The organism is Xanthomarina sp. (assembly GCF_035306605.1).
Taxonomy (GTDB): domain Bacteria; phylum Bacteroidota; class Bacteroidia; order Flavobacteriales; family Flavobacteriaceae; genus Xanthomarina.
In genome coordinates this window covers 48327-74401 of sequence record NZ_DATGNR010000027.1, presented here as the reverse complement: position 1 = coordinate 74401, position 26075 = coordinate 48327, and the positions used below count along the sequence as shown (strand labels likewise).

Annotated in this window: 25 protein-coding genes and 2 tRNA genes; 12 read left to right on the top strand and 15 right to left on the bottom strand. The window is 32.2% G+C overall.

All coding sequences use genetic code 11. The annotated features are described in order from the left end of the window. Positions 1–51 precede the first annotated feature (51 nt). The 4 genes from uppS to VKY41_RS03965 all read right to left on the bottom strand — a co-directional run bounded on the left by uppS (position 52) and on the right by VKY41_RS03965 (position 3267). A complete protein-coding gene (gene uppS / locus VKY41_RS03980) occupies positions 52–792 on the bottom strand; it encodes an undecaprenyl pyrophosphate synthase (RefSeq protein WP_500813143.1) in 741 nt (246 codons plus the stop codon). Continuing rightward, a complete protein-coding gene (gene porG / locus VKY41_RS03975; protein ID WP_500813142.1) occupies positions 793–1479 on the bottom strand; it encodes a type IX secretion system protein PorG in 687 nt (228 codons plus the stop codon). Between the two features lie 100 nt (positions 1480–1579). Next, entirely contained in the window at positions 1580–2464 is an 885-nt protein-coding gene (locus VKY41_RS03970; RefSeq protein WP_500813141.1) for an NAD kinase, read from the bottom strand. Positions 2465–2607: 143 nt separating this feature from the next. Next, entirely contained in the window at positions 2608–3267 is a 660-nt protein-coding gene (locus VKY41_RS03965; protein ID WP_500813140.1) for an acetoin utilization protein acuB, read from the bottom strand. 89 nt (positions 3268–3356) lie between these two features. Between VKY41_RS03965 and VKY41_RS03960 the strand changes: the two genes are divergently transcribed. The 6 genes from VKY41_RS03960 to clpX all read left to right on the top strand — a co-directional run bounded on the left by VKY41_RS03960 (position 3357) and on the right by clpX (position 8831). Then, positions 3357–4070 (top strand): pyridoxine 5'-phosphate synthase, encoded by a 714-nt coding sequence (locus VKY41_RS03960; RefSeq protein WP_500813139.1) that lies wholly within the window; start codon positions 3357–3359, stop codon positions 4068–4070. 87 nt (positions 4071–4157) lie between these two features. Next, on the top strand, positions 4158–4934 hold the full coding sequence (locus tag VKY41_RS03955; RefSeq protein ID WP_500813138.1) for an alpha/beta fold hydrolase: 777 nt from the start codon (positions 4158–4160) through the stop codon (positions 4932–4934). A gap of 44 nt (positions 4935–4978) precedes the next feature. Beyond that, positions 4979–5320: a phage holin family protein gene (locus VKY41_RS03950; RefSeq protein WP_500813137.1), complete on the top strand. Its 342-nt coding sequence runs from the start codon at positions 4979–4981 to the stop codon at positions 5318–5320. Between the two features lie 86 nt (positions 5321–5406). After that, positions 5407–6735 carry a trigger factor gene (tig, locus tag VKY41_RS03945; RefSeq protein ID WP_500813136.1) on the top strand — a complete coding sequence of 443 codons (1329 nt, stop codon included), beginning with the start codon at positions 5407–5409 and terminating at the stop codon, positions 6733–6735. 131 nt (positions 6736–6866) lie between these two features. Next, on the top strand, positions 6867–7541 hold the full coding sequence (clpP, locus tag VKY41_RS03940) for an ATP-dependent Clp endopeptidase proteolytic subunit ClpP (RefSeq protein ID WP_500813135.1): 675 nt from the start codon (positions 6867–6869) through the stop codon (positions 7539–7541). A gap of 57 nt (positions 7542–7598) precedes the next feature. Next, positions 7599–8831: an ATP-dependent Clp protease ATP-binding subunit ClpX gene (gene clpX, locus VKY41_RS03935; RefSeq protein WP_500813134.1), complete on the top strand. Its 1233-nt coding sequence runs from the start codon at positions 7599–7601 to the stop codon at positions 8829–8831. 604 nt (positions 8832–9435) lie between these two features. Here the strand turns inward: clpX and VKY41_RS03930 are convergent. Further along, complete coding sequence (locus VKY41_RS03930; RefSeq protein WP_500813133.1) at positions 9436–10950, bottom strand: GH3 auxin-responsive promoter family protein; 1515 nt, start codon at positions 10948–10950, stop codon at positions 9436–9438. Between the two features lie 196 nt (positions 10951–11146). Between VKY41_RS03930 and VKY41_RS03925 the strand changes: the two genes are divergently transcribed. After that, on the top strand, positions 11147–11941 hold the full coding sequence (locus tag VKY41_RS03925) for a DUF2797 domain-containing protein (RefSeq protein ID WP_500813132.1): 795 nt from the start codon (positions 11147–11149) through the stop codon (positions 11939–11941). Positions 11942–11944: 3 nt separating this feature from the next. On the opposite strand, the gene VKY41_RS03920 is transcribed toward VKY41_RS03925, so the two are convergent. The 4 genes from VKY41_RS03920 to VKY41_RS03905 form a co-directional block, all read right to left on the bottom strand. Next, positions 11945–12391: a GNAT family N-acetyltransferase gene (locus VKY41_RS03920; RefSeq protein WP_500813131.1), complete on the bottom strand. Its 447-nt coding sequence runs from the start codon at positions 12389–12391 to the stop codon at positions 11945–11947. Between the two features lie 6 nt (positions 12392–12397). Continuing rightward, positions 12398–12592, bottom strand: coding sequence for a 30S ribosomal protein S21 (rpsU, locus tag VKY41_RS03915; RefSeq protein ID WP_500813130.1), 195 nt, complete (start codon positions 12590–12592; stop codon positions 12398–12400). Between the two features lie 43 nt (positions 12593–12635). After that, positions 12636–13499: a sigma-70 family RNA polymerase sigma factor gene (locus VKY41_RS03910; RefSeq protein WP_500813129.1), complete on the bottom strand. Its 864-nt coding sequence runs from the start codon at positions 13497–13499 to the stop codon at positions 12636–12638. 149 nt (positions 13500–13648) lie between these two features. Beyond that, positions 13649–16336 carry an AsmA family protein gene (locus tag VKY41_RS03905; RefSeq protein ID WP_500813128.1) on the bottom strand — a complete coding sequence of 896 codons (2688 nt, stop codon included), beginning with the start codon at positions 16334–16336 and terminating at the stop codon, positions 13649–13651. Positions 16337–16627: 291 nt separating this feature from the next. Between VKY41_RS03905 and folK the strand changes: the two genes are divergently transcribed. Next, positions 16628–17770, top strand: coding sequence for a 2-amino-4-hydroxy-6-hydroxymethyldihydropteridine diphosphokinase (gene folK / locus VKY41_RS03900; RefSeq protein ID WP_500813127.1), 1143 nt, complete (start codon positions 16628–16630; stop codon positions 17768–17770). Positions 17771–17791: 21 nt separating this feature from the next. On the opposite strand, the gene VKY41_RS03895 is transcribed toward folK, so the two are convergent. After that, a complete protein-coding gene (locus VKY41_RS03895; protein WP_500813126.1) occupies positions 17792–18331 on the bottom strand; it encodes an RNA methyltransferase in 540 nt (179 codons plus the stop codon). A gap of 366 nt (positions 18332–18697) precedes the next feature. Between VKY41_RS03895 and mutS the strand changes: the two genes are divergently transcribed. From mutS to VKY41_RS03880, 3 genes are all read left to right on the top strand, one after another. After that, positions 18698–21310 (top strand): DNA mismatch repair protein MutS, encoded by a 2613-nt coding sequence (gene mutS, locus VKY41_RS03890; RefSeq protein WP_500813125.1) that lies wholly within the window; start codon positions 18698–18700, stop codon positions 21308–21310. A 117-nt stretch (positions 21311–21427) separates the two neighbouring features. Then, positions 21428–21499 (top strand) — tRNA-Gly (locus VKY41_RS03885). Between the two features lie 25 nt (positions 21500–21524). Then, positions 21525–21608: transfer RNA gene (locus tag VKY41_RS03880), tRNA-Leu, on the top strand. Between the two features lie 190 nt (positions 21609–21798). Here the strand turns inward: VKY41_RS03880 and VKY41_RS03875 are convergent. The 5 genes from VKY41_RS03875 to VKY41_RS03855 all read right to left on the bottom strand — a co-directional run bounded on the left by VKY41_RS03875 (position 21799) and on the right by VKY41_RS03855 (position 25194). Beyond that, positions 21799–22683, bottom strand: a complete 885-nt coding sequence (locus VKY41_RS03875) for a ChaN family lipoprotein (RefSeq protein WP_500813124.1) — start codon at positions 22681–22683, stop codon at positions 21799–21801. 9 nt (positions 22684–22692) lie between these two features. Continuing rightward, a complete protein-coding gene (locus tag VKY41_RS03870; RefSeq protein ID WP_500813123.1) occupies positions 22693–23448 on the bottom strand; it encodes an NYN domain-containing protein in 756 nt (251 codons plus the stop codon). Positions 23449–23564: 116 nt separating this feature from the next. After that, positions 23565–23798, bottom strand: a complete 234-nt coding sequence (locus tag VKY41_RS03865) for a hypothetical protein (protein ID WP_500813122.1) — start codon at positions 23796–23798, stop codon at positions 23565–23567. A 333-nt stretch (positions 23799–24131) separates the two neighbouring features. Continuing rightward, on the bottom strand, positions 24132–24347 hold the full coding sequence (locus tag VKY41_RS03860; protein ID WP_500813121.1) for a heavy-metal-associated domain-containing protein: 216 nt from the start codon (positions 24345–24347) through the stop codon (positions 24132–24134). Between the two features lie 64 nt (positions 24348–24411). Continuing rightward, entirely contained in the window at positions 24412–25194 is a 783-nt protein-coding gene (locus VKY41_RS03855) for a patatin-like phospholipase family protein (protein WP_500813120.1), read from the bottom strand. 104 nt (positions 25195–25298) lie between these two features. Here VKY41_RS03855 and VKY41_RS03850 point away from each other — a divergent pair, with 104 nt between their 5' ends. Then, positions 25299–26072, top strand: coding sequence for an MlaE family ABC transporter permease (locus VKY41_RS03850; protein ID WP_500813119.1), 774 nt, complete (start codon positions 25299–25301; stop codon positions 26070–26072). The last annotated feature ends 3 nt before the right edge of the window (positions 26073–26075 follow it).

The window sequence follows — 26075 nt, the reverse complement described above, 5'->3', positions numbered from 1 at the left end:
ACAAATAGCAATGTAAAAATGAATAGTAAGTATGTTTTCAATAGTACTTTATTAGTTAATTTGTTCACTTGTTTTCCCAAACCGTCGTTCTCTTTTTTGATATTCAATAATTGCTTCATATAAATGTTCCTTTGTAAAATCCGGCCAAAGTACATTTGTAAAATACAATTCAGCATAAGCAATTTGCCACAATAAGAAATTGCTTATTCGTTGTTCTCCGCTTGTTCTAATAAGCAAATCCACGTCGTGTAAATTTTGCGTGTAAAGATGCTTATTAATAACCGATTCATCAATATTTTCGGGCGAAATTATATTATTTTTAACTTTAATGCTTATTTTTTTTATGGTATTTACTAATTCTTCTCTAGAACCATAACTTAAAGCTAAAGTTAAAACCATCCGATTGTTATCTTTAGTTTTTTCAATGACTTCTGTAAGTTCTTTGTATGCTCTTTTAGGAAGTTCGCTTAAATTACCAATAGCCATTAGCTTGATATTGTTGTCTTGGAGTGTTTTTATTTCCTTTTTTAAAGCAGAAACCAAGAGTTTCATTAGGGTTTGTACCTCTAATTTTGGTCGATTCCAATTTTCTGTAGAAAAAGCATAAAGGGTTAAATTTTCTATGCCAAGTTCTGCTGAGCCTTCAACAACTTGTCTTACGGCTTTGGTTCCTTTTTCATGACCAAAAGCACGCATCATTCCTTTTTGTTTTGCCCATCGTCCATTGCCATCCATTATAATAGCAAGATGTTTGGGGAGGTTGTCCGTGTTTATTTGTGATTTTAAGTCCATTTAAAAAACGCAGTAGCAAGGTTTTCTACCAAAAGTATAGGTTAAGGTAAGACCAGTAAACACATACCAGTCGTTATTGTTTTTATTTCCAAATGCCAATGGGGAATCATTGTCATAATCTGGAGCGCTTCCATCTAATTCATCACTAAATGTGTATCTAGCCCCAACTTCTGCAGCTATAACAAAACTTTCCATAAATTTAGCTTTTACTCCAAAAACCATTGGAATTCCAAATGCAAAACTTCTTGTGCCTTCAGAACGAAGTTTTCCATGAGGAAAAAAGTAATTGTTGTGATATGCTATTGATACTCCTGAATATAGGTAAGGTGTGGCTTTGTTTTTGCCGTCGTGTAAATTAAAATCGAAAAATGTAAATTCTAGACCTAAAGATCCTTCTATAATTTTACTATTGAAATTGTATCCTCTTTCTTGACGTCTAGGGTCATCCGATTTTAAATCATTAAATTCTAAATTGGTGTACATTAATGAAGCCCTAAAGGAATGTCTACCACTTCGGTTCCATTTATAGATGCCGCCAAGGGCTAATTGGTCTGGGGCAATATAATCAGTTGCTCCAACGTCGCCTATAAAATTACTTCCACCAAGAAAAACCCCTATTTCATGGGTTTGAGATTGACTTAAGTGAATAGTTATTATGAAAAAAAATATAGTGGTTAAATACCTCATAAATGTTCAAAAGTTTGCAAATATAATAAATAAGATTTCCCTATAACAATTTGAATGGAATAGTATTAGGAATAAAACAGCATTTCTTATAAATTATTGTTTAATTGCGACGATCTTCTCCCCAAAGTAGTTTTTTTCGAAGAGTGTCAATAAAACTTTCTTGCAACAATTCAATCATCTTTATTTTAAAAGGTGCCTTTTTAATAGTAATAGTTGTGTTGTTGTTTATGGTTGCAATTCTTGAATCTAAGGATATTAAATAATTATCTTCCCTTCCACTTACTTTTATTTGTATTTCGGTAGAGTCAGGAATTATTAAAGGTCTAGCGCTTAAGTTGTGTGGGGCAATAGGGGTTAGCACAAAACTATTGGTGTCTGGAGTAATTACAGGCCCACCACAACTTAAAGAATAGCCTGTTGATCCGGTTGGTGTGGCTATTATTAATCCGTCGCTCCAATACGAAGTAAGGTATTCACCATTAAGTCTAGTTTCAACGGTAATCATGGAGGTAGTGTTTTTTCTACTTACCGCAATTTCGTTTAGGGCGAAATCTAATTCTTGAAAGTGGTCTTGTTCAGAATCAGTTTTTATGGTAAGTAAACTTCGTTCGGAAATTTTATAATTCCCATTTAAAATATCATCTATAGCAGGTATAATATATTCGTTTTGTATGGTTGCTAAGAATCCTAATCTACCTGTGTTTATTCCAACTATGGGAATATCTAAATCTTTCACCAAGGTTGCGCTCCTTAGCATGGTACCATCGCCACCAATACTTATTAGTAAATCGAAACTTTTATCTAAGGTCTTGAAAGTTTTAAAGATGCTATAGTTTTTATTGTTTGTGATTTGAAGGTTTATGATTTTGAAAAACTGCTCTTCTACATAAACATTTGTGTTTTTTTTATAAAGATGGTTTAAGAGTATTTCTACAGCTTCTTCAGCATTTTTATGAAAGAATTGACCAAAAATTGCGATTTTCACAGAGGATGTTTTTAAAATTAACTATTGATAAAATAAAAGTGGATTTAAAATAAATTCCAAAAACTGCTTTTATGAGTATTGGGTTGGGTAAATTGTATAATGAAATTTTAATAAACGGGTTTCTATTTGAACTTTATATAGGGTTAAATGTTCAAATATTTGTTTAAATAGTCTGAACGCTCTTTTAGATTTTCCATATAACTATCTTCTTCATGTCCGGAAATCACTTTGTAATCATATCGTCTAAATGTTTGCATAATATCATTTAAGCCAGTGTTACCAATTTTTAAGGTAATTTGAACAGCATCATTTTCCATTTTTGAAATAAAAGCACCAAATAATTTGCCGTTATTCGATTCCACTATTTGGCTAAGCTCGCTAAAAGAATAATCTAAAAGTCCCTTTTCTACAATTAATATGCTTCCAGCTTCGGCAAAGAAGGGAGTTTCATTAAAAAGGCTAATTACATCGTTTAGCTCATAATACCCTAAATAAGTGTTGTTTTCGCTTAAAACAGGCATAATATTCGTGGAGTTTTGAGCAAATGCTTCAAGTACATCTAGCCAAACGTTTGTATCTCTCACAAAAAAACCTTCAATAGCATGACTGTAGTCGGAAATGTTCTTTTTACTATTAAAACAATGCGCATCGGTTTCAGATAGGCACCCTAAATAAATATTATCATTGTTTTTTATAGGGATATGCGAATAAGTCAATTGATTAAACAAAAGTTGGATGTCTCCAATCTTGTCGTCTTTGTCAAGTGGTTTAATATCGTTTATTATAAAATCTGAAAGATTCATTGTTTCTTTTAAGCTTACTGCAAATTAATCAAAAATTACTACAATAACCTTGAATGACTTCGTATTTTTGTATGATTAAAAGGAAAAAAATGACAAAATTAAGTGTTAATATCAATAAGATTGCTACTCTAAGAAACTCAAGAGGAGGCGATTTTCCAAATGTGGTGCAATTCGCTAAAGATGTTCAACGTTTTGGAGCACAAGGAGTCACTATACATCCAAGACCGGATGAGCGACATATAAGATATCAGGATGCTTACGATTTAAAGTCGGAAGTATATACAGAATATAATATTGAAGGCAACCCAATAGATAAGTTTATGAACATGGTTTTAGAACTTAAGCCAACACAAGTTACCTTGGTGCCAGATGCTGAAAACGCTATTACAAGCAATGCAGGTTGGGATACAATAAAACACAAAGATTTTTTAATTGATGTTATTAAAGAATTTAAAAACCATGGTATTAGAACATCCATTTTTGTGGATCCAGATTTAAAGCAAATTGAAGGAGCTAAGGCCACTGGAACAGATAGAATTGAGCTTTATACCGAAGCTTTTGCACATGAATTTGGTTTGGGGAACAAATCGGCTATTAAACCATATACTGCTTGTGCAGAACTAGCAAACTCTCTTGGGTTAGGCGTAAATGCCGGACATGATTTGTCTTTAGAAAATATTGCGTATTTTAAACAACATATTCCAGGTTTACTAGAAGTATCTATTGGGCATGCCCTAATTTCTGAAAGTTTGTACTTAGGGATTGAAAATGTAATACAAATGTATTTACATAAATTAATGTAGCTTTTTAGGTTGGACTAATTTTCTTGGTTTTAAGAATTTGTGAATTTTAATAACTGCGTAAAAAGAATAATATTCAAAACAATAATCATGGCAGAAAAAGAGCAATTATATTCAAACATTATTGGTGAAGGAAGTCCTTTCCTTATTCTTCATGGCTTTTTAGGTATGAGCGATAATTGGAAAACCCTAGGTACACAATTTAGCGAAAAAAATTATGAAGTTCATTTATTAGATCAACGAAACCATGGGAGAAGTTTTCATAGTAATGATTTTAATTATGAAATACTAGTTGAAGATTTAAAGAATTATTGCGAAACACATAATTTAAATGATATTGTTTTACTTGGGCACTCAATGGGTGGGAAGGTAGCCATGCTTTTTGCTGCAACTTATCCAAAATATATTTCAAAATTAATAATAGTTGATATTTCTCCAAGATATTATCCTGTTCATCATGAGGTTATATTAGATGGATTGAGTAGCCTTGATTTTACTAAGTTAAAAAGTAGAGGAGATGCGGACGATCAATTAGCACAATATGTTTCCAATTATGGAATTCGTCAGTTTTTACTGAAAAACCTGTATTGGACCAAAGATAAAAGTTTGGCTTTAAGGATAAACCTAAAAGTTTTAAAAGAGAATATAGAAGAAATTGGAGAGCCTTTACCTATTCACGCACAATATGTTGGTGAGTCACTATTTTTACGTGGAGACCGTTCAGAATATATAGGTGCGCAAGATGAAACTCTTATTAAAAATCATTTTCCAAACTCTAAAATTGTTACAATTCCAAAATCAGGACATTGGATGCATGCTGAAAACCCAAAGGCTTTTTACAACGAAGTCATGGAATTTTTAGGTTAATAAAACCAAGTTTCTTATCTTTAAAATTAACAAAAATAAAACTTATGAACTTAATTATTCGAATCTTATTAACAGCTGTGGCAGTTGTTTTGTTAGCTTACCTTTTACCTGGGGTTGATGTCTCAGGATTTGGCTCAGCCATAATTGTAGCTATTGTTTTGGGCCTGCTAAATATTTTTGTGAAGCCTATTTTGGTTATTTTAACTTTACCAATAACCGTAATAACTTTAGGTTTGTTCCTATTGGTTATTAATGCCTTAATCATTTTAATGGCTAATAGTTTTATTGACGGCTTTTCAGTAGATGGCTTTTGGATAGCCCTGTTATTTAGCTTGTTATTATCGGTTCTTCAGTCCATCTTGTTTTCTTTGTTGAAAGGAGATTAAAATAGACTGACATACAATACGTTAAAAACTTTGTTGGGTTGTAAAAAATATGTATTTTTGCAACCCAATTTTTATGTCATAATATAATGAATATTACAAGAGAAAACATCGATGCATTAAATGCTGTAGTAAAAGTAGATATCGCTAAAGAAGATTACAGCGAGAAGGTAGATAAAATCTTAGCCGATTATAGAAAAACAGCTAACATTCCAGGTTTTAGAAAAGGTCATGTACCAATGGGAATGGTTAAAAAACAATATGGAAAAGCTGTATTGGTTGATGAAGTAAACAAATTATTACAAGAAGCTTTAAATAAGTATTTAACTGAAGAAAAGTTAGATGTTCTTGGACATCCAATCCCAAAGCCACAGGATGATTTAGATTGGGATTCAGAAAAATTATCATTTGAATTCGAATTAGGCCTTGCTCCAGAATTTGAAGTAGAATTAAAAAGCAAAAAAGCCATTACACAATATCATATTGTTGCTGGAGATGAAATGATCAACGATCAAATTAAAAATATCCAAACTCAGTACGGGAAATTAAAGTCGCAAACAGAAATCACTAAGGATAGTGAGGTTTCAGGAACTTATACTAACGAAGAAAAAGGAATTGAAAACACAGTAACTTTAACCTTAGATAAGTTTAAAGGAAAAGCTACTGAGAAGAAATTTATTGGAGCTAAAGTTGGCGATGTTATCACACTAAAAACAAAAGGACTTTATAATGATGATCACGAATTGATGCATGCCTTAAAATTAGGACATGATGAAATTCATGATTTAGACATTGAAGTTGCTTTTACTGTAACAGAAATTAACGAACGCGAATTAGCAGATTTAGACCAAGATTTATTTGATAAATTATTTGGTAAAGATGTTGTAAAATCGGTTATAGAATTAAAAGATAAAATTAAAGAAGATGCTGAAAAACAATTCAAACAACAAGCAGAACAAAAGTTGTTGAACGATGTTACTGAGTATCTTGTTGAAAACACAAAATTCGATTTACCAGCTGAATTCCTAACTAAATGGATGCAAACAGCAGGTGAAAATCATTTAACTGAAGATCAGGCTAAAGAGGAGTACGAAAAGTCTGAAAAAAGCTTGCGTTACCAATTAATTGAAGGAAAATTAATTACCGATAATAAAATTCAAGTAACTTTAGATGATATTAAAGACCATGCCAAGTTAATGATTAAAGCCCAAATGGCACAGTTTGGTCAATTAAACCCTTCAGATAAAGAATTGGAAGATATAGCTGCTCGTGTATTATCTAATCAAGATGAAGCACGTAGAATTTCTGAGCAAATTATCAGCCAGAAATTATTAGAGGTTTATAAAGAAAAAGCAAATCTTAAAACTAAAGAACTTACTTACGAAGAATTTGTAAAGGAAGTTTACGGAGATAAGTAATTTTTAAATAAACGATCCCGATTTCTGTCGGTAGATTAGTATTTATTTAACTAAATAATCCTTATATTTAGGCGTTAAAATTGTATTTTTAACGCCTTTTTAATTTACTTTTAATAGACAAAATAAGATTTATGAATTACGCAAATGAATTTCAAAAATTCGCCATAAAAGACCAAGGAATTAGTAGTACATATTACGATAAAATTATTAGTCATATGTATCCAACTAATTTAACGCCAAATATTATTGAGGAGCGTCAAATGAATATAGCCATTTTTGATGTGTTTTCACGTTTAATGATGGATCGTATCATATTTTTGGGAACAGCCATTAACGACCAAGTGGCTAATATTATTCAAGCACAATTGTTGTTTTTAGAGAGTACAGATTCTTCTAAGGATATTCAAATATATATTAATTCTCCAGGTGGAGGGGTTTATGCTGGTTTAGGAATTTACGATACCATGCAATTTATTAAGCCGGATGTAGCTACTATTTGTACAGGAATGGCGGCTTCAATGGGAGCTGTGTTATTGTGTGCAGGAGCAAAAGGAAAACGTAGTGGTTTAACACATTCTCGCGTTATGATTCACCAACCATTAGGAGGTGCTCAAGGACAAGCTAGTGATATAGAAATTACAGCTAGAGAAATATTAACCCTAAAAGAAGAGTTATATAAAATAATTAGTAAGCATTCGGGTCAAGATTACGACAAAGTATATGCTGATAGTGATAGGGATTATTGGATGAAATCCGATAAGGCCAAGGAATACGGAATGATCGATGAGGTTTTAGTTCGTGGGTAATTTAAATGATAAATAGTTTAGAGTGATATTTTTAAACTCGTAACTTATAATTGAAAGATGGCAAAGGAAGATTTAGAATGTTCGTTTTGTGGTAGAAAAAAGCCAGAAACAAATTTATTAATAGCAGGATTAGATGCACATATTTGCGATAAGTGTATCGAACAAGCTCATGGCATTGTCTTAGAAGAATCTAAACAAGGTGATAAGAGTGAGTTGTCCGCAGAGCTTATGTTGCGTAAGCCACAACAAATTAAAGATTTTCTTGATGAATACATAATTGGTCAAGATAGTACGAAGAAAGTAATGTCTGTTGCGGTTTACAACCACTACAAGAGACTTTTACAACCACCAAGTGATGATGATATTGAAATTCAAAAATCAAATATCATCATGGTAGGGCAAACAGGAACAGGTAAAACCTTAATGGCTAAAACCATTGCTAAAATGCTTAATGTGCCCTTAGCAATAGTAGATGCAACAGTTTTAACTGAAGCTGGATATGTTGGGGAAGATGTGGAAAGTATTTTAACTCGCTTATTGCAAGCGGCTGATTACAATTTAGACAAAGCTGAAAAGGGAATTGTTTTTATTGATGAAATAGATAAAATTGCTCGAAAAAGTGACAATCCTTCTATTACACGAGATGTGTCTGGTGAAGGAGTTCAGCAGGCTTTATTGAAGCTATTAGAAGGAACTGTTGTAAATGTACCACCAAAAGGTGGACGTAAGCATCCAGATCAGAAATTCATTGAAGTAAATACAGAAAACATTCTTTTTATTGCCGGTGGAGCATTTGATGGTATTGAGCGCGTAATCTCAAAAAGGTTAAACATGCAAGCGGTTGGTTATAGCGCTTCTATGAGTGATAATGTGATTGATCAAAACCATTTATTACAATATATTATACCTAAAGATTTAAAAGATTTTGGATTAATACCTGAAATTATAGGACGTTTACCCGTATTAACCTATATGGATCCTTTGGATGCTAAAACGTTAAGAGCAATCTTAACCCAGCCTAAAAACGCCATTATTAAACAATACAAAAAATTGTTTGCTATGGACGAAATAGACTTTAGTATTACAGATGGAGCCTTGGATTTTATTGTTGGAAAAGCAATAGAATACAAACTTGGAGCACGTGGTTTGCGTTCGTTATGTGAAGAAATCTTAACTGATGCCATGTTCGAATTGCCTGGTACAGAAGAAAAGACCATAAAAGTGACTAAGGCATACGCTGAAGAGAAATTAACTAAAACAACTATTAAGAAACTAAAGGCTGTTTCTTAAATTTATAAAAGGTTTCTATTTAAAAAGACTGTCCGATAAAGACAGTCTTTTTTTGTTTTATGAGAAAATTTAAATTTATCTTAAAAGGAATTTGTTTTCAATTAGACGTTTCATTCTAAAGTGTAATTCATAAAAAGTATGGGAAAGCCGTAATGCAAAATGGTATTTCATTGAAAAGTGATGAAATAGGGTAGTACTACGTAAATAATTCTTAAAATAAATTTTTATAGGTTTATGAAATATTAATAAATTTTGGTTTGACTTTAACATTCAAACTATTAAAAATGTTCATTAATAAAGAGTATAAAAAACCACTCTTAGCGAGTGGTTTTTTATTTAGGGATTATGGATAATAATTAATGATATAAAACTATGTTTTTAAAATTTGTCAATATTCTTATTGGAATTTGTGCTTAAAATGAACGACATCCACCTGGTATTTACTTGCTATAAATACCAGATAAATGATATCGTTAATAATTAATAGCAGAGTAAAACTAACAATTAAAGCGTAAGAAAAAAATGACTACAACTATTTTTGGATGAAATATAAAAAATAATCCATGTATGTGTTTTTTCTTCTTTAATTTTCGATAATTACAATTTATTTATTTAAGTCCAGTAACGCATCGAGATAGTCTCTTGTGTTAGAAAGTCTTGGAACTTTATGTTGCCCGCCAAGTTTGTTGTTTTGTTTTAGCCAATCGTAAAACAACCGTTCTCTAGCTATGTGTATAGTTGGTTTGTTAAGCGTCATATTGTTGTAGCGCTTAGCTTCGTAGTCGGAATTTAATGCTTTTAGTGCATTGTCTAATAATTCGTTAAAATAATTAATGTCTTCTGGCAGGGTTTTAAATTCTATAAGCCATTCGTGTGCGCCCTTTTCCTTGCCTTGCATAAAAATAGGAGCCGCTGTATAGTCTACAATTTCTGCTTTAGTTTTTTTGCATACTTTTTTTAAGGCATCCTCTGCATTCTCGATAATTAATTCCTCTCCAAAAGCATTGATATGATGCTTGGTTCTACCTGAAACTTTAATCCTATATGGTGCTATAGAAGTAAATCTAACCGTATCTCCAATTTTATAACGCCACAATCCAGCATTTGTTGTTATAACTAAAGCGTAATTGTTTCCAACCTCTACTTCGCTTAATGGAATAATTTTTTCATTTTTTGTTCCAAAAGTATCCATTGGTATAAATTCGTAAAAAATTCCGTAATCCAACATAAGAAGTAATTCGCTGGAATTGTTTTGGTCTTGAATTGCGAAAAAACCTTCCGAGGCATTGTAAATTTCGTAATATCTGAAATCTTTTTTAGGTAAAATGTTTTTGTACTGCGCTTTATAAGGCAGAAAACTTACCCCGCCATGAAAATAGACTTCTAGGTTTGGCCAAATTTCAAATAAATTATTTTTTCCTGTAGTTTCTAAAACGTTATTAAGCAAAACTAGCATCCAAGAAGGTACGCCGGCTAAACTGGTTACATTTTCTTGTATGGTTTCATTCACTATAGCTTGCATTTTTTCCTCCCAATTACTCATTAAGGAAACCTTACTACTTGGTGTGCTGCTATATTCCGCCCAGAATGGCATGTTGTCAATTAATATGGCTGAAAGATCTCCAAAAGTGGTGCCATTTTCTTTATAAAGTTCCTTACTACCTCCAAGACGTAAACTTTTGCCTGTAAATAACTGCGAATTCTCGTTGTTATTTAAATACATACATAGTAAATCCTTACTAGCTGCATAATGACAGTCTTCTAGAGAGTCTTCACTTACAGGGATAAACTTGCTTTTAGCATTGGTTGTTCCACTTGATTTAGCAAACCATTTAATTGGTTGTGGCCAATAAATATTATTTTCACCTAATCGTGATCGTTCTATGTTGTTTTGGTAGTCTTCGTATGTTGAAATAGGTACACGTTCAGTAAATGTTTTGTAATCTTTAATGGATTCAAAACCATATTGTTTGCCAATTTCAGTGTCTTTTGCTTTATTAATTAGTTGTAAAAGTAATTCCTGTTGTACTTCATTAGGGTATTTTAAAAACAAATCTATTTGGTGAACCCTTTTTTTTAAAAACCAGGAAGCAATAGAATTTACTATAGGAATTGACATATTTGCGTTATATTTAAAGATTAAAAATAATCTTTTTTTTTTGAAATGTGTAGCTAAATTTGTCAATTAGAAGTTTCTCACTATATGTTTAACATATTACATGGAAATTAGGTGTATGAACCTTCTCGAATTCAAATAATTAATAGGTGATAATTAAAAGGGATATTATATTTTAATATTAGAAAAAAAAATAAAAATGACTTACCAAGGTGTTTTAAGAAAAATGTCAACGGAATTTTCCGATCCTATTCAATATTATCTGTTATTTGAAGCTGATTTTATTAATATGAATCAGTTGTTAGATAAAACTATAAATATAAAACTTGTGGGATATGAATGCTTAAATTGTGGTTTAAACAAAACAATTTATAGACAAGGATTTTGTAAAAGTTGTTTTTTTGATATTCCACAAGCGGCAGATTGGATTATGAAACCAGAACTAAGTACGGCGCATCTGGATAAGGAGGATCGTGATCTAGAATATGAAAAGCGGGTGCAATTACAGCCGCATATTGTGTATTTAGCTAATTCTAGTAATGTAAAAGTTGGAGTAACCAGAAAAAGTCAGGTGCCAACTCGTTGGATTGATCAAGGAGCTCATGAAGCCATTGAAATTGTTGAAGTTCCTAATAGATATTTAGCTGGTATTACCGAGGTTGCTTTAAAAGAATATGTTGCAGATAAAACCAATTGGCGAACCATGTTGAAAAATGAAATAGCCGATGAGGATTTGGTGACTTGGAGAGAAAAATTAAAACAATATATTCCAGATGAAGCTAAAGAATACTATATAGCTTCTAACTCTGAGACTAATATTCATTTCCCTGTTTTACAGTACCCTAAAAAGCCTAAGAGTTTAAATTTAGATAAAACACCTGATTACACAGGTAAATTGGTTGGTATTAAAGGGCAGTATTTAATCTTCGAGGACGAAACTGTTTTTAATGTAAGAAGTAGTGAAGGTTATGTGGTAGCAATATCTGTTGCTTAGGCATCAATCTTTTTGCAGGCGCATTTCTAAATACTTGTTAGTAAACCCTAATTTTTCATAGAGTTTTACTGCTGGATTGTTTGGCTCTACATGAAGTGCAATGTCACCTTCAGTTAACGATATAACTTCTTGAATTAGTTTTACGCCAAAGCCTTTGCCTCTAGCATTCTTATGGACTGCAACATAAACCAAAATGTTTTCAGGAATATAATCTGCCATTCCCGTTTGGTTGATAATGGCAATGCCTTGTACCTTATTGTGTTCCCTTAATTCCAAAATAAAACCTCCAAAGGAAGAAACTGTGTTTTTTACGGCGTAATCCAAGCATTTAGAAATAGCCTTTTTGGTATCACTAAATTCTTGTAAATGCTTATGTAAAAAATCAACAATAAACTGTTTCTCTTCTTCTGAAGGTTTCGATTTAGAATTATATACTTTAAATGAAAGCATAAAAGTCTAGATATCTTCTTGGTCTCTTAAATGTTGAATGTATGAAGCTTTTTGTAATTGTCTTCTTTTTTTAACTGAAGGTTTTGTAAAGAATTGATTTTCTCTAATGTTCTGCATAATTTTTACATTACGATGTTTCTTTTTGTAACGTTTTAGAGCTCTATCAATTTTTTCTCCGTCTTTAATTTCAATTCTTATCATCTGATTGTTTTAAGTAGGGTTAAAGTTAATTATTTATTAAAGGTTATCCTAAATAAGTCCTTAGTATTTTGTTTTTAGAAGTGTGTCTAAGTCTTCTAATACCTTTTTCTTTTATCTGTCTGACGCGCTCTCTTGTTAGTCCAAAGGTTTCACCAATTTCTTCAAGACTCATAGGTTGCTCGTTGTTAATGCCATAATAAAGTCTTACTACATCAGCTTCCCTTTGAGATAAGGTGTCTAGGGCTCTATTTACTTCTAAGTTTAACGAAGCACTCATTAAGTCTTGATCTGGATTTGGAGACTCTCCGTACGATACTACATCGTAAAGGTTAGAATCTTCTCCTTCTTTTAAAGGAGCATCCATAGATAAGTGTCTGCCTGAAATTTTTAAAGATTGCTTTACATCTGAAATAGTCATTTCTAATTCGTTGGCAATTTCTTCTGGACTTGGTGGGCGCTCATGAGTTTGTTCTAAATAAGAATAAGCTTTATTAATTTTATTAATAGAACCAATTTTATTTAATGGTAAACGTACAATTCTAGATTGTTCAGCCAAGGCTTGTAAAATAGCTTGTCTAATCCACCAAACAGCATAGGAAATAAATTTAAAACCTCTAGTTTCATCAAAGCGTTTAGCGGCTTTTACCAAACCAGCATTACCTTCGTTTATTAAATCTGGTAATGTTAGCCCTTGATTTTGATATTGTTTAGCAACAGATACCACAAATCTTAGGTTAGAAGTGGTTAACTTATCTAAAGCAAGTTGGTCTCCTTCACGAATACGCTGTGCTAATTCAACCTCTTCATCCGCAGTAATTAAAGGAATTTTACTAATGTCTTGCAAATATTTGTCTAAGGATTTAGACTCTCTATTTGTAACTTGCTTGGTGATTTTTAATTGCCTCATTCAGATTGTTTTAAAAGTGTTAAGTTAATCTATCAATATAACCTTTTTTATGACAAATCCAAATTAATGCCGGTTTCTTTTAAGAAGCAACAATGTAACCTATTGATAATCAATAAACTTTAACAAATCATTGTGAATTGTAAAAAGTCTTAAGGTATGGTGTCTGTTTTTGGATTTTTATTCGTTTTTGGGTAATTAATTAAATCCTTAATCGATTTTGGTTTCGTGGTGTTTGTTGAGTCTTTTGGCTTCGTACTACCTCCTTGAATAATGTCGTCCAAGACATTCTTTATTGGGTTTGATGTTGGTTTGGTAGTACTTGTTGAGTCTTTTGGTTTGCTAGGTGTTTGCGTGTTATTAAGATCGCCAATTAAATCAATTATTTGATCCTTACCCTTATTTATTAATTTTTGTTTTTCAATTTCAACGAGTTGTTTTGTTAAATTGGTAACACCACTTGTTAAATCAGTTTTAACACTCGGATTATTGAATGTTCCAGTAATATTTGCTGTTACTGGAATAGAAATATTATTCACGGCTTTATCATCTATTTTACCTATTAACCTGTTGATGTCGCTGCCTAAGTATTTTGCTGGAACTTGAAGAACAGCACTGTAATTCATATTGTTGGTGAAGCTATGGGAGCCTGCAATGGTTATTGCTATGTCGTTATATTGTATATCGAAAGGCTTAATGTTTACCATGCCATCTTCAAAAGTTAAATAAGTTTTTAAGTTATTTAAATCTAATTTACTAAAATCTACAAAACTCAAAGCACCGCTTAAAGCGTTCATTAATGCTTCGTTTTTAGGCTTAATTTCTGTGGTTTGTAGTTCAGCAAGAGCGTTTCCGTCAATAGTATTTAAATCTGGAGTAAAATCAGCTCCTAAATTACCTGAAAGTGCAATGGTACTATTTAATTTTCCTTGAAGTGCACTTGCAATTGGGGCTAAGCTTTGAAGTAACTCCATACCGGTAAATGATTGTGAAATATCAAACTGGCTCATGTCCAAATTCATTACAAAGGTTGGTGTTTTTGATGCCGTATCTACATATCCGTCCAATAGTAGTTTACCTTGAAAAATATTCGAACTCATATCTCGTAAAACAGCTTTCTCATCCTTAATGTACAGATTTCCTTTTACTTCTTTTAAGGTTAAATTATCATAATAAACTGTTTTTGCATCTGCCTGTATTTTGCAATCTAAAAAAGCTGGAATCTTGAAATCTTCAGAAGTGCTTGCTGTTTTGTTATTTGAATTTTCAGTCGAGTCTTCTGTCATGAAATCACTTACATAAAAGGCATTGGAATTTACATAAAAATCACCTTGTAGTTTTTTGTCACTAAAAACGAATCCAAGTAAGTTATGAATAGTTCCATTGGCTTTAATGTCGCTTTTTCCAGTAGTTGCATCAAATTTATTTAGCTTAACAGTTCCTGGGTAAAACGTTATAGCAGCTTCAGAAACTTCTATAGGGTACACTAAATCTTCCGAATCGTATTTAAACCCTTTCATGTTTAAAGTTCCATCACTTTTTACACGTTGATAGGCATTGCTTTCTATGGCTTCCATATCAAAATTGGTGTTTAATTTTGCAATTAAAATTCCTGTTAGCTGGTTGTCTAGTTCTATAGGATAGGCCTTGCTTAGGTTTGCTAAGTTTAAAACACCATCAACGTGTGCATCAACGTGAATGTTTTTTGTTAAATTTCTAATTACGGCAGAAGACTTAAATATATCTTGGTCAATTTTGAAATTCAATGTTTGCAGGTCCACGTAGGTATCATCTACTAATCCTGTGGTATTTTTAACAGAGGCATTAATTGAAATGTTTTCTACTCGTTTAGGTAAATCAGGATACTTAAACGAAGCATTATCAGAAACCATATTGATATCTAAAGTAGGAATGGTTTCCTCAGTCATTTTTCCTTTTATAATCCCTTTTAGTTTGAAATTACCAGATGTTTCTACCTTTTCTAATTCTTTGGAATAGGCTTTAGGGATAACTGCTAAAAAGTCTTTGAAATCAGAACCTAGGTTTTCAAAGGTTAAATCCATTTCCTGGCCTTCGTCTAACATTTGAACATAACCTTGGAATTCTATCGGTAATTGATTGATGTAGCCTTTGTTTTCTTTAAATGTATATTTGGAATTGGTAAGGTCTAGTCCAATTAAGGCGTCTAGTTTAATATCGTTATTGCTTAAATATTCAGTGCTATCAATTTTTAAGCTAATTCTAGCGCTTGTTTTAGTGTCCAATTCCGAAATGTCTCCAGAAAAAGTTCCTTTTCCAGAGTGGTTTACTTCGGTTAAATAGAAAGTCATGTTGGAGCTTTCGTCTAAATAGGTTAATGCACTATTATCAATAGCGTAATCTTTAATGTCAAGAGTAAAGCCTTTTGAGTCGTCAGAACTTTCGGTTTCTTCGCTATCTTTTGCTATATCGTAATTAGTTTCACCTCTCTTATTTGATTTAAGACTAATGAGTGCTTCATTTAAATTTATAGCATTTATCACAACTGGACCTTCGTCTGCACTTTTAAACAATTCTTTTATAGACATGTTTAAAGAAATGGATTTAGCTGTAGCTAAGGTTTCATCTTTAAATGGTTCGAAATTCGTAATTACTAAATCAGAAACATTTACTTGAGCCTGAGGGAAACTTCTTAGAAAGCTTAGACTTACATCGCTAAATTCTACATGTGCATTAACATTTTCATTAATTGTACGTTTTACAATCTCTTTTATTTTAGATTGAAATACAAATGGGATGGCTAGTAATAGTAACAGAAAAACTAGTAATGTAATTCCAGTAATTTTTAAAACTTTTTTCATGTGATGTGATAAATTTGTGTAAGTATATACGTATAAATTAAGAGCAAAGTTGCTATTGTCCAAAAGTTTAATAAAACTTTAATATTATAGCAGGTTTGCTTTTTGATTGTTTTTAAACTGAAGCATTTTTTAAGTGAAAAATCCCTAGATAATTTAAAGTGATAGAAAGCTGGTTTAATGTAAGTAAAATCCTTGTATTGCTTATTTTCTTTATGTTCATATTAAATTGTGAATAAATAGGAGCAACAAAGATAAACTATTAAACTTTCTTTTAGTTAATTTGTTTTTTCAATGGATACACGACAAAATTTTTATATTTCTTTAGGTAGCAATAAAGGTGATAGATTAAAATATCTTCAAGACGCTATTAATCTTATTTTTCGAAAAATAGGGAAAATAAACATCATTTCGAAAGTTTACAACACGCCTGCTGTTGGTTTTGAAGGCGACGATTTTCTAAACTGCTGTGTTATTTTAGAAACAGAAGTCTCCCCAGAAATAGTTATGCAGAAATTACTGGATATTGAAACTTCGTTGGGAAGAATTAGGGGAGAACAACAAGGCTACCAGTCTAGAACCATTGATTTGGACATCTTGTTTGTGGATGAAAAAATAATAGACACAAAAATTCTGCAAGTGCCACATCCGGAGCTTCATAAGCGAAAATTTGTTTTAAAACCTTTGTTGGAGATTGCACCTAAATTAAATCACCCAAAATTTTATAAAACTATTTCGGAATTATTAGTTGAATGTGAAGATACTAGTGAATTAAACTCAATAAATATCTGGTTAAAGAATCCTGGCAAACAGTTTCAGTTATCAAATTATAATTATATAGCAATTGAAGGTAATATAGGAGCAGGTAAAACTAGCTTATCTACTATGATTTCGAACGATTTTAATGCGAAACTAATTCTAGAACGTTTCGCGGAAAATCCGTTTTTACCTAAATTCTATGAAGATGCAAAACGCTATGCCTTTACTTTAGAGATGTCTTTTCTAGCAGATAGATATCAACAAATTAGTGACGACTTATCTCAATACGATTTGTTCAAGGATTTTATTATCAGTGATTACGATATCTATAAATCGTTGATATTTTCTAAAATCACCTTGCCGGAAGACGAGTTTAATCTTTATAGAAAACTTTTTTACCTAATGTATAAGGACATTGCAAAACCAGATTTGTATGTGTATTTGTATCAAAACACAGAACGTTTGCAAGCAAATATTAGAAAAAGAGGACGTGAATACGAGCAAAATATTGCTAATGATTATTTAGAAAAAATAAACTCTGGATATCTAGAATTTCTAAAAAATCAATCAGAATTGAATGTGAAGATTATAGATGTTTCTGATAAAGATTTTGTTGAAAACCGAGAGGACTATTTTTGGGTTTTAGGTGAAATCTGTCGGGAAAAAGATCCTGTTTAAAACTTAGTTTTAATTAAAGAGTTAACTTTTTAAAACTGATAACTTAGAAAATAAGTCCCAGATAACTACGCCGGCACTCACGGAAATATTTAAAGAATGTTTGGTTCCAAATTGAGGAATTTCTACAACTACATCGCTATTGCTAACAATGTTCTGGGCCACACCTTTTACTTCATTTCCAAAAACAAGTGCGTATTTGGTTTGTGGTTGAGGTATGAAGTCGTTCAGCATAGTAGCGTTCTCAGCTTGTTCAATAGATATTATTTTAATACTATCATTTTTTAATTTTTCAACTAAATCCAAAGTGTTTTCAACGTATTCCCACTCTACAGTTTCGGTGCTTCCTAAGGCAGTTTTATGAATGTCTTTATGTGGGGGAGTAGCAGTAATTCCGCAGAGATAAATTTTTTCAATTAAAAAAGCGTCACTTGTTCTAAAAACAGAGCCAATATTATTAAGGCTTCTTATATTGTCAAGTATAATAATTAAGGGTGTTTTAGCAACTTCCTTAAAATCTTCAATACTTAATCTGTCTAGTTCGCTGTTTTTTAGTTTGCGCATATTTATATTCCTTGAAAACCGAAGTCTTTTTGTTTAATTTAAAAATTTAATTTTTTTTGCCACGAATTGATAGATTGTTTTTTTTTATTACCAAATCGAATTAATTTTAAAAATGAATGTAAGGTTTCTAACAATTTTATAAGATTCAGCTTTTTAAACTTACTTTGCATATCTGCTCGATAGCAGTCAGTTTCGTGGTAATTTTAACTCAAAATTATCAATTATTGAAAATAATTTCTGCCGTTCAGGCTTTATAACACATGAAATATTGGTTACTTTAGCAACTCTAAATTTAGCACAAAAGTAACACATAAAAATCATTTATCCATTGAAGGAATAACTACTTCATGGAATGAAAAACACAAGATGACGAAAAAGACTAAAAAAGTAACGCCTTTAATGAAACAGTACAATGCTATTAAGGTTAAGTATCCTGATGCATTGCTATTATTTCGCGTGGGAGATTTTTATGAAACTTTTGGTGAAGACGCAATCAAGACAGCTAAGATTTTAGACATTATTCTGACAAAACGAGGTGCAGGAAGCGAAAGTGAAACAGAATTGGCAGGATTTCCTCATCACTCGTTAAATACTTATTTGCCAAAACTGGTGAAGGCCGGAGAGCGGGTTGCTATTTGCGATCAGCTTGAAGATCCCAAACTTACTAAAAACATTGTAAAACGAGGGGTTACGGAACTTGTAACACCCGGTGTAGCTTTTAATGATGAGGTGCTTAAATCTAAATCCAATAACTTCTTGTGTTCGGTTTACTTCGGGAAAACCAATATAGGAATTTCATTTTTGGACATTACAACAGGAGAGTTTTTAACATCTCAAGGTAATGAGGAATATATAGATAAATTACTTCAAAATTTTAAACCAAGTGAAGTGTTGGTGTCTAAACAAAAGCGAAACAATTTTAAAACTGCTTTTGGCGACGACTTTCATACGTTTTATTTAGAGGATTGGGTTTATCAAATTGATTATTCTAAAGAAACTTTAATCAAGCATTTCGATACAAAAACATTAAAAGGGTTTGGAATTGAAGATTTGAATGAAGGAATAATTGCATCAGGTTCTATACTTCATTATTTGGCAGAAACTCAACACAACAAGCTACAGCACATTACGGCTATTGCTAGAATTGCTGAAGATGATTATGTGTGGATGGATAGGTTTACAATTAGAAATTTGGAGCTTTACTATTCAACTAATAATAATGCTGTAACACTCCTAAATGTTATTGATAAAACCATTTCGCCAATGGGAGGACGTTTACTGAAACGTTGGTTAGCGCTTCCATTGAAAGATTTGAAGCAAATAAAACAACGCCATGAAGTAGTTGATTATTTGACTAAAAACCCCAATGAGCTTCTGAAAATCCAAAATCATATTAAGCATATTGGCGATATAGAACGATTAATTTCTAAGGTGGCAACCTCGAAGGTAAATCCAAGAGAGGTAATTCAACTTAAAAACTCATTAGAGGCTATTGTGCCTATAAAAGCATTGGCTACCAACTGCAATAACGAGTCTTTAAAAGTTATTGGAGATACGCTTCAAGGATGTCAAGTACTTCGTGAAAAAATTAAGGAAACCTTATTTGAAGATGCGCCTGTAAACGTATTAAAAGGATTTACTATTGCAGAAGGGTTTTCTTCAGAATTAGACGAATTACGAGGTTTGTCTCATTCAGGGAAAACCTATCTGGACAATATGATAAAGCGCGAAAGCGAACGTACAGGAATATCATCATTAAAAATAGGTTCAAATAATGTTTATGGCTACTATATAGAAGTTAGAAATACTCATAAGGATAAAGTTCCTGCCGAATGGATTAGAAAGCAAACTTTGGTTAATGCTGAGCGCTATATTACCGAAGAACTAAAAGAATATGAATCCAAAATACTTGGGGCAGAAGAACGCATTTTAGCCATAGAACAACAATTGTTTTCTGAATTGATTGGTTGGATGATGCAATACATTAAACCAGTTCAGCAAAATGCCAACCTTATTGGGCAGTTAGACTGTTTATGTGGATTTGCTCAATTGGCTAGCGAGAATAATTACGTATATCCAATTATTGATAATTCAACCGACTTAGATATTAAAGACGGAAGGCACCCAGTTATTGAAAAACAATTGCCGCCAAGTGAAGCATATATTGCTAATGATGTCTTGTTAAATCGGGAAGCTCAACAAATTATTATGATTACCGGGCCAAATATGTCTGGTAAATCGGCTATTTTGCGTCAAACAGCATTAATTGTGCTCTTGGCTCAAACAGGATGTTTTGTGCCAGCACGTGAAGCCAGAATAGGTTTAGTGGATAAAATATTCACTAGAGTAGGAGCTAGCGACAATATTTCTATGGGGGAATCTACTTTTATGGTGGAAATGAACGAAACAGCCTCCATTCTAAATAATTTGTCAGAAAGAAGTTTGGTTTTACTTGACGAAATAGGAAGAGGGACTAGTACTTACGATGGAATTTCGATAGCTTGGGCAATAAGCGAGTATTTGCACGAACATCCTTCGAAAGCTAAAACTCTTTTTGCTACACATTATCATGAATTAAATGAAATGACCGAAACCTTCGATCGGATTAAGAACTTTAATGTTTCGGTAAAAGAACTAAAGGACAATGTGCTTTTTTTAAGAAAGTTGGTTCCAGGAGGATCTGCTCATAGTTTCGGAATTCACGTGGCAAAAATGGCAGGAATGCCGCAGCAGGTATTGCATCGTGCTAATAAAATATTAAAAAAATTAGAACAATCGCATTCAAGTGAAGAGTTAACCGAAAAAGTTAAAAGCCTCGATAATGATATGCAGCTAAGTTTTTTCAATTTAGATGATCCTTTGCTGGAAAACATTAAAGAAGAAATATTGCATATTGATATTGATACACTTACGCCCGTTGAGGCGCTTATGAAACTCAACGAAATTAAGCGAATGTTGGTGAAGAAAAAGATGGCCTAAAAATAATTTGAATATTTTTTCAAAAAAAGCTTTGCTATTCATTTAAATATTCTAAATTTGCAACCGCAATCGAGAGATTGTAGGCCGGTTTTAAGACTGGTAAGTTCATTAAAAACTGCGAAAGTAGCTCAGGGGTAGAGCATCACCTTGCCAAGGTGGAGGTCGCGGGTTCAAATCCCGTCTTTCGCTCTATACTCTATTAAAAATATACCAAGCTGAAGTGGTGGAATCGGTAGACACGTTGGACTTAAAATCCAATGTCCATTAGGACGTGCGGGTTCAAGTCCCGCCTTCAGTACTTAAAGCCTTGTTAATCGTTTGATTTTCAAGGCTTTTCTTTTTTATTGTACATTATTTGTACGTGATTTGTATAATTATTCTTTCTTATTTTGAAATTAACTATGATCAGTTAGAAGGATAGTTTCCGATTCAAATAAAAAAAGCCTTTATCAACAGATAAAGGCTTTTTTTATAGATTATTTCATGAGTTATCCATTGGTCTGTGTCATGCTATCAGCCACTACAACAATATAATTGGCTATTTCAGCTTTATCTTCTTTGCTCATTTCATCCCATTCCGATTGCATAACCGTAGTAATGGATTTAATGGTTAATCCAGGTTGGATTTTGTTTATCCACCATATAATACCTTGGTTGTAATTGGAATGATAGGAACCTTCGAAGTGAAATAGGAAATCTCCAGGGCTAAAGTTTTTAAGGGAAAAGTGCGCCATAGTTGCATCTTTAGCGGCTTGAGCAATTTGAATGTTTAACATGTTTTGTGGGATGTGTCCACCCATTTTATCGGCCATTTCAGCATACGCTTTTTCCGTTGGATCAAAATACATTTCTAAGTCTGGGCCAATCATAGCAAGGGCTTCTGGGCTTAATTCTTTTAAAGCATCCATTCCTTTTTTATATAGCATAGAAGCATATCTTCTAGGTATGTTAGTGGCTATAAAACGTAATTTGTTTTCTTTGGCAAATTCTACTAAAGGACTGTAATCTGTTTTGTAATTGCTCCATAATTGTGTGATTTCTGGAAGCATTTTATCTTCAGGGTAAAACCCTTGAAGGTATTCGTTTATCACTAATTGATTACCATTTTCAAACATTTCCGCTCCAAAAAATAATTTATCTCCTTTAATTTCGAAGAAACTTTTACTCATTTCAAACTGTAACCAATGCGAAATAGGGTTGTTATGGTATTCGCCAAAAAAAACCATGTCGCTTTTGGCTAAATCTATAATCATTTTTTCATAATCAGCCTGTTTTCCATTGTTTTTAAAAAGTTGGTAGGCTGGCTTGCTTTGCGCAGTTGTTGAGCATATAAATGTTATGCACATGAATACCGTAAATATTAATTGTTTCATGTGGAATTTTTATTTTTTTGATCGTTTTTTCGACTTATCTATGTTTTTTACATAGATAAGTTTGTGTTTACTTTTTGGAGTTTCTCTTTGTTCTACCTCAAAATATTCGGTGGATTTAATCAAAGGTGTTAGTTTTTCGAAACCGTAATTTCTAGAATCGAAATTTGGTTGTTTTTTCTGAAGTAAACTACCAACATCTCCTAAAAACGCCCATCCTTCCTCGTCTGACAAATCATCAATTGTTGTGGAAATTAATTTAATAACCTGTGGGGTAATTTTATCAATAGTGTCTTTGTTTTTATCCTTGCTACTAGTTTCGTCTTTCTTTTCAGATTGTGTTCTTAATATTTCAACATAAATAAATCTGTCGCAGGCTACTATAAAAGGGGTTGGAGTCTTTTTTTCGCCAATACCAATAACTTGCATACCGGCTTCTCTTAACCTTGTTGCTAATCTAGTAAAATCACTATCGCTGGAAACTAAACAAAAACCATTTACTTTATTGGAATAAAGAATATCCATGGCATCTATAATCATGGCAGAATCTGTAGCATTTTTTCCGGTGGTATACGCGTATTGTTGAATGGGAGTAATGGCGTTTTGTAGTAAAAGATCTTTCCATTTAGAAAGATGTGGTTTGGTCCAATCTCCATAAATTCTTTTAATGGTTGGATTGCCATATTTTGCGATTTCTTCCATCATTTCCTTCACGTGTGCCGAAGGAATATTGTCTCCATCTATAAGAACTGCTAAATTTGAATTCATGTTTTATATTATGTTTTTTCAATATTTTTACAAGATATTGAATTATCTATAAGTAATTTGTATTCTAATAGAGAAAATTCAAGCATGATTTATAAACACCATCCTTGGCTTTAAGCTTATTTATTACTTTTATTAATGTCTTTTAAAAGCATTTTATCTTCGAACTTGTTTATAATATTCAAATCGGAAATAATCCTTATTTGAGTGTTCAATAATTTTAGAGTTTCTATTGAATCAGGAATGTTTATTTGACTTCCTTCTTTTAGTATAATTAAATATTTCTGATTGTTAACAAAGGAGTTTCTTTCATGGTATAGTAATCCGCATGGGTTAACGAATCTATAATCCATGGATTGTGCCTAACTAAAATAAGCTCTTGAAATTGAATAAGAAGGTTAAGAGTTAAAATGGGTAGCAATGGAATTTAAAAATTGAAAGTTATTTTTTATTTGAATAGTTTTAGTAACAAAACTGTTTGGGAGCAATCTATTAGTATTTTGGTTTCTTCTGGAATTTCTTGGGTCTGTATGCAACTTTCAATGGCAACAGCTTTGTTATTAGGTTTTAGGTTACCTCAGATTGTTAAAAATAATAATGTTAAAACTAGAATATATAGTTTTTAAAACATATCGTGTTTTTTTGATAGCTAGTGACAGCTGTGTAAAGTGTTTTTTGGAATATAATTAATGATTATCCATCCCGATTACTGGATATCCTATCATTGAAAGCACATGTTTTGTTTTTTCCAATTCGTGATGGGTGTTATATTCAAATGAAACAGTTTTATTTTCTATACTTACAAAAATATCGGAAATGTTATTAATTTCTGAAAGTCTTGTAGCTATCGTGGTTAAGCAGCCCCCACAATTAATATTTTGGATACGCAAGGTTGTTTTCATTTTAGAAAATAGTTTAACTAAAATTACGGGGAAATTCTTGAATTAAATATGATAACAATCAGTTTTAAACTGTTTTTAGTTCTTTGTTTTTAGTAATATCAAAATTTTTTAACACCTCTATAGTTGTGCTATATCCAAGATCGAAAATATGTTTCAGATTTTTTTTGTCGAAAGTTCCATATTGATCTAAGCCTTTCGGACAAATAAGTAAATCGCATTTTCTGAATTTCATGTAATCTTCTCTTACGGATTTCAATTTAAAAGCTCTTTCGGCTACATGATGGGAGTGCATTAGTTCCTTAATATCAATATGGTCAAAACCGTTTACGTAAACTCCAATGGTTTTATCGCATAGTTTTTTTACAAGCTCTACTGGGAAATTATTTAATGTTCCGCCATCTACATAATAGGAGTCATCAATTTTTACAGGTGAAAATACGCCAGGAAAAGCAGCTGACGCTAAAATTGGTTTTATAAGCTCTCCCTGGTTGAAAACCATTAAATCACCATTTAAAATATTGGTAGCTGTAATTTGAAGATCTTTTTTTAATATACTGAAATTATCTTCAGGAAAATATTTTTTAAAACTATTATAGAATTTGTCGGCATCTAAAATACCGGGTTTGCTAATGGCGTATTTGGTAATATCTAGAATGGAAGTTGCTTTAAAAAACTTTAAAATTTCCTCCCAACTACAGCCGTAAGCATAAAGTGCGCCTACAATGGCTCCTGCGCTAGTTCCCGCAATATGTGTTGGGTAAATATTATGCTCTTCAAGAGCTTTTATTGCTCCAATATGCGCAGCCCCTCTCATTCCTCCACCTGATAATACTAATCCTATATTCATTGTTTTTCTTTTGGCTTTACAAAATTACAACTTTTTAAAGTGATTTTAATCATTTTAGTATCAGGTAACAACGCGTATCTTTGATAGACTTATATTGGCCAGTCATGCAAGAATCTAAAAGCAGTTTTAAATCTTTTTTTATTGAAGTTGGCGAGTTAACATATTTTTCAGGTCGTTTCTTTAAAGAGGTTTTTACAAAACCTTTTGAATTTAAAGAACTTTTAAGGCAATGTTATAGTATTGGAAACCGGTCTGTTTTATTGGTTGGTGTAACAGGGTTTATAATAGGTTTGGTTTTAACCTTGCAAACAAGGCCGACCTTACAAGAATTTGGAGCTGAATCTTGGATGCCTTCTATGGTTGGAATTTCTATAATTCGAGAAATTGGCCCAGTAATTATAGCGTTGACATTTGCAGGAAGAATAGCCTCAGGAATTGGCGCAGAATTAGGCTCGATGAAAGTTACAGAGCAGATTGATGCCATGGAGGTTTCTGGGACAAATCCGTTTAAGTTTTTAGTGGTTACAAGAATTCTAGCAGCAACATTAATGCTTCCTATATTGGTTATTTTTGGAGATGCTATTGCGCTATTTGGATCGTATTTAATTGAAAATTCCAAGGGCAGTGTGTCCTTTGTTTTGTACTTTAACAAGGTCTTCAGTACTCTTGAGTTTAGCGATCTTATTCCGGCAGTAATTAAAACCTATTTCTTTGGATTTGCTATTGGACTTGTAGGGTGCTATAAAGGTTATACATGTGAAAAGGGAACTGTAGGGGTCGGGCAGGCAGCAAATTCTGCTGTAGTTTATGCCTCTATGCTTTTATTTATTTTAGATTTTATTGCTGTTTTTGTAACCGACATATTTATTGAACTTTAATAA

Excerpts from the sequence above, each read along its gene's own strand:
- VKY41_RS03865 (WP_500813122.1), bottom strand. The coding sequence starts at position 23,798 with ATGGATTATAGATTCGTTAACCCATGCGGATTACTATACCATGAAAGA.
- clpX (WP_500813134.1), top strand. The coding sequence starts at position 7,599 with ATGGCAAAGGAAGATTTAGAATGTTCGTTTTGTGGTAGAAAAAAGCCA.
- VKY41_RS03875 (WP_500813124.1), bottom strand. The coding sequence starts at position 22,683 with ATGAAACAATTAATATTTACGGTATTCATGTGCATAACATTTATATGC.
- tig (WP_500813136.1), top strand. The coding sequence starts at position 5,407 with ATGAATATTACAAGAGAAAACATCGATGCATTAAATGCTGTAGTAAAA.
- VKY41_RS03850 (WP_500813119.1), top strand. The coding sequence starts at position 25,299 with ATGCAAGAATCTAAAAGCAGTTTTAAATCTTTTTTTATTGAAGTTGGC.
- VKY41_RS03925 (WP_500813132.1), top strand. The coding sequence starts at position 11,147 with ATGACTTACCAAGGTGTTTTAAGAAAAATGTCAACGGAATTTTCCGAT.
- VKY41_RS03955 (WP_500813138.1), top strand. The coding sequence starts at position 4,158 with ATGGCAGAAAAAGAGCAATTATATTCAAACATTATTGGTGAAGGAAGT.
- VKY41_RS03910 (WP_500813129.1), bottom strand. The coding sequence starts at position 13,499 with ATGAGGCAATTAAAAATCACCAAGCAAGTTACAAATAGAGAGTCTAAA.
- VKY41_RS03965 (WP_500813140.1), bottom strand. The coding sequence starts at position 3,267 with ATGAATCTTTCAGATTTTATAATAAACGATATTAAACCACTTGACAAA.
- VKY41_RS03895 (WP_500813126.1), bottom strand. The coding sequence starts at position 18,331 with ATGCGCAAACTAAAAAACAGCGAACTAGACAGATTAAGTATTGAAGAT.
- mutS (WP_500813125.1), top strand. The coding sequence starts at position 18,698 with ATGACGAAAAAGACTAAAAAAGTAACGCCTTTAATGAAACAGTACAAT.
- clpP (WP_500813135.1), top strand. The coding sequence starts at position 6,867 with ATGAATTACGCAAATGAATTTCAAAAATTCGCCATAAAAGACCAAGGA.
- VKY41_RS03860 (WP_500813121.1), bottom strand. The coding sequence starts at position 24,347 with ATGAAAACAACCTTGCGTATCCAAAATATTAATTGTGGGGGCTGCTTA.
- folK (WP_500813127.1), top strand. The coding sequence starts at position 16,628 with ATGGATACACGACAAAATTTTTATATTTCTTTAGGTAGCAATAAAGGT.
- rpsU (WP_500813130.1), bottom strand. The coding sequence starts at position 12,592 with ATGATAAGAATTGAAATTAAAGACGGAGAAAAAATTGATAGAGCTCTA.
- VKY41_RS03905 (WP_500813128.1), bottom strand. The coding sequence starts at position 16,336 with ATGAAAAAAGTTTTAAAAATTACTGGAATTACATTACTAGTTTTTCTG.
- porG (WP_500813142.1), bottom strand. The coding sequence starts at position 1,479 with ATGAGGTATTTAACCACTATATTTTTTTTCATAATAACTATTCACTTA.
- VKY41_RS03950 (WP_500813137.1), top strand. The coding sequence starts at position 4,979 with ATGAACTTAATTATTCGAATCTTATTAACAGCTGTGGCAGTTGTTTTG.
- uppS (WP_500813143.1), bottom strand. The coding sequence starts at position 792 with ATGGACTTAAAATCACAAATAAACACGGACAACCTCCCCAAACATCTT.
- VKY41_RS03930 (WP_500813133.1), bottom strand. The coding sequence starts at position 10,950 with ATGTCAATTCCTATAGTAAATTCTATTGCTTCCTGGTTTTTAAAAAAA.
- VKY41_RS03960 (WP_500813139.1), top strand. The coding sequence starts at position 3,357 with ATGACAAAATTAAGTGTTAATATCAATAAGATTGCTACTCTAAGAAAC.
- VKY41_RS03855 (WP_500813120.1), bottom strand. The coding sequence starts at position 25,194 with ATGAATATAGGATTAGTATTATCAGGTGGAGGAATGAGAGGGGCTGCG.
- VKY41_RS03920 (WP_500813131.1), bottom strand. The coding sequence starts at position 12,391 with ATGCTTTCATTTAAAGTATATAATTCTAAATCGAAACCTTCAGAAGAA.
- VKY41_RS03870 (WP_500813123.1), bottom strand. The coding sequence starts at position 23,448 with ATGAATTCAAATTTAGCAGTTCTTATAGATGGAGACAATATTCCTTCG.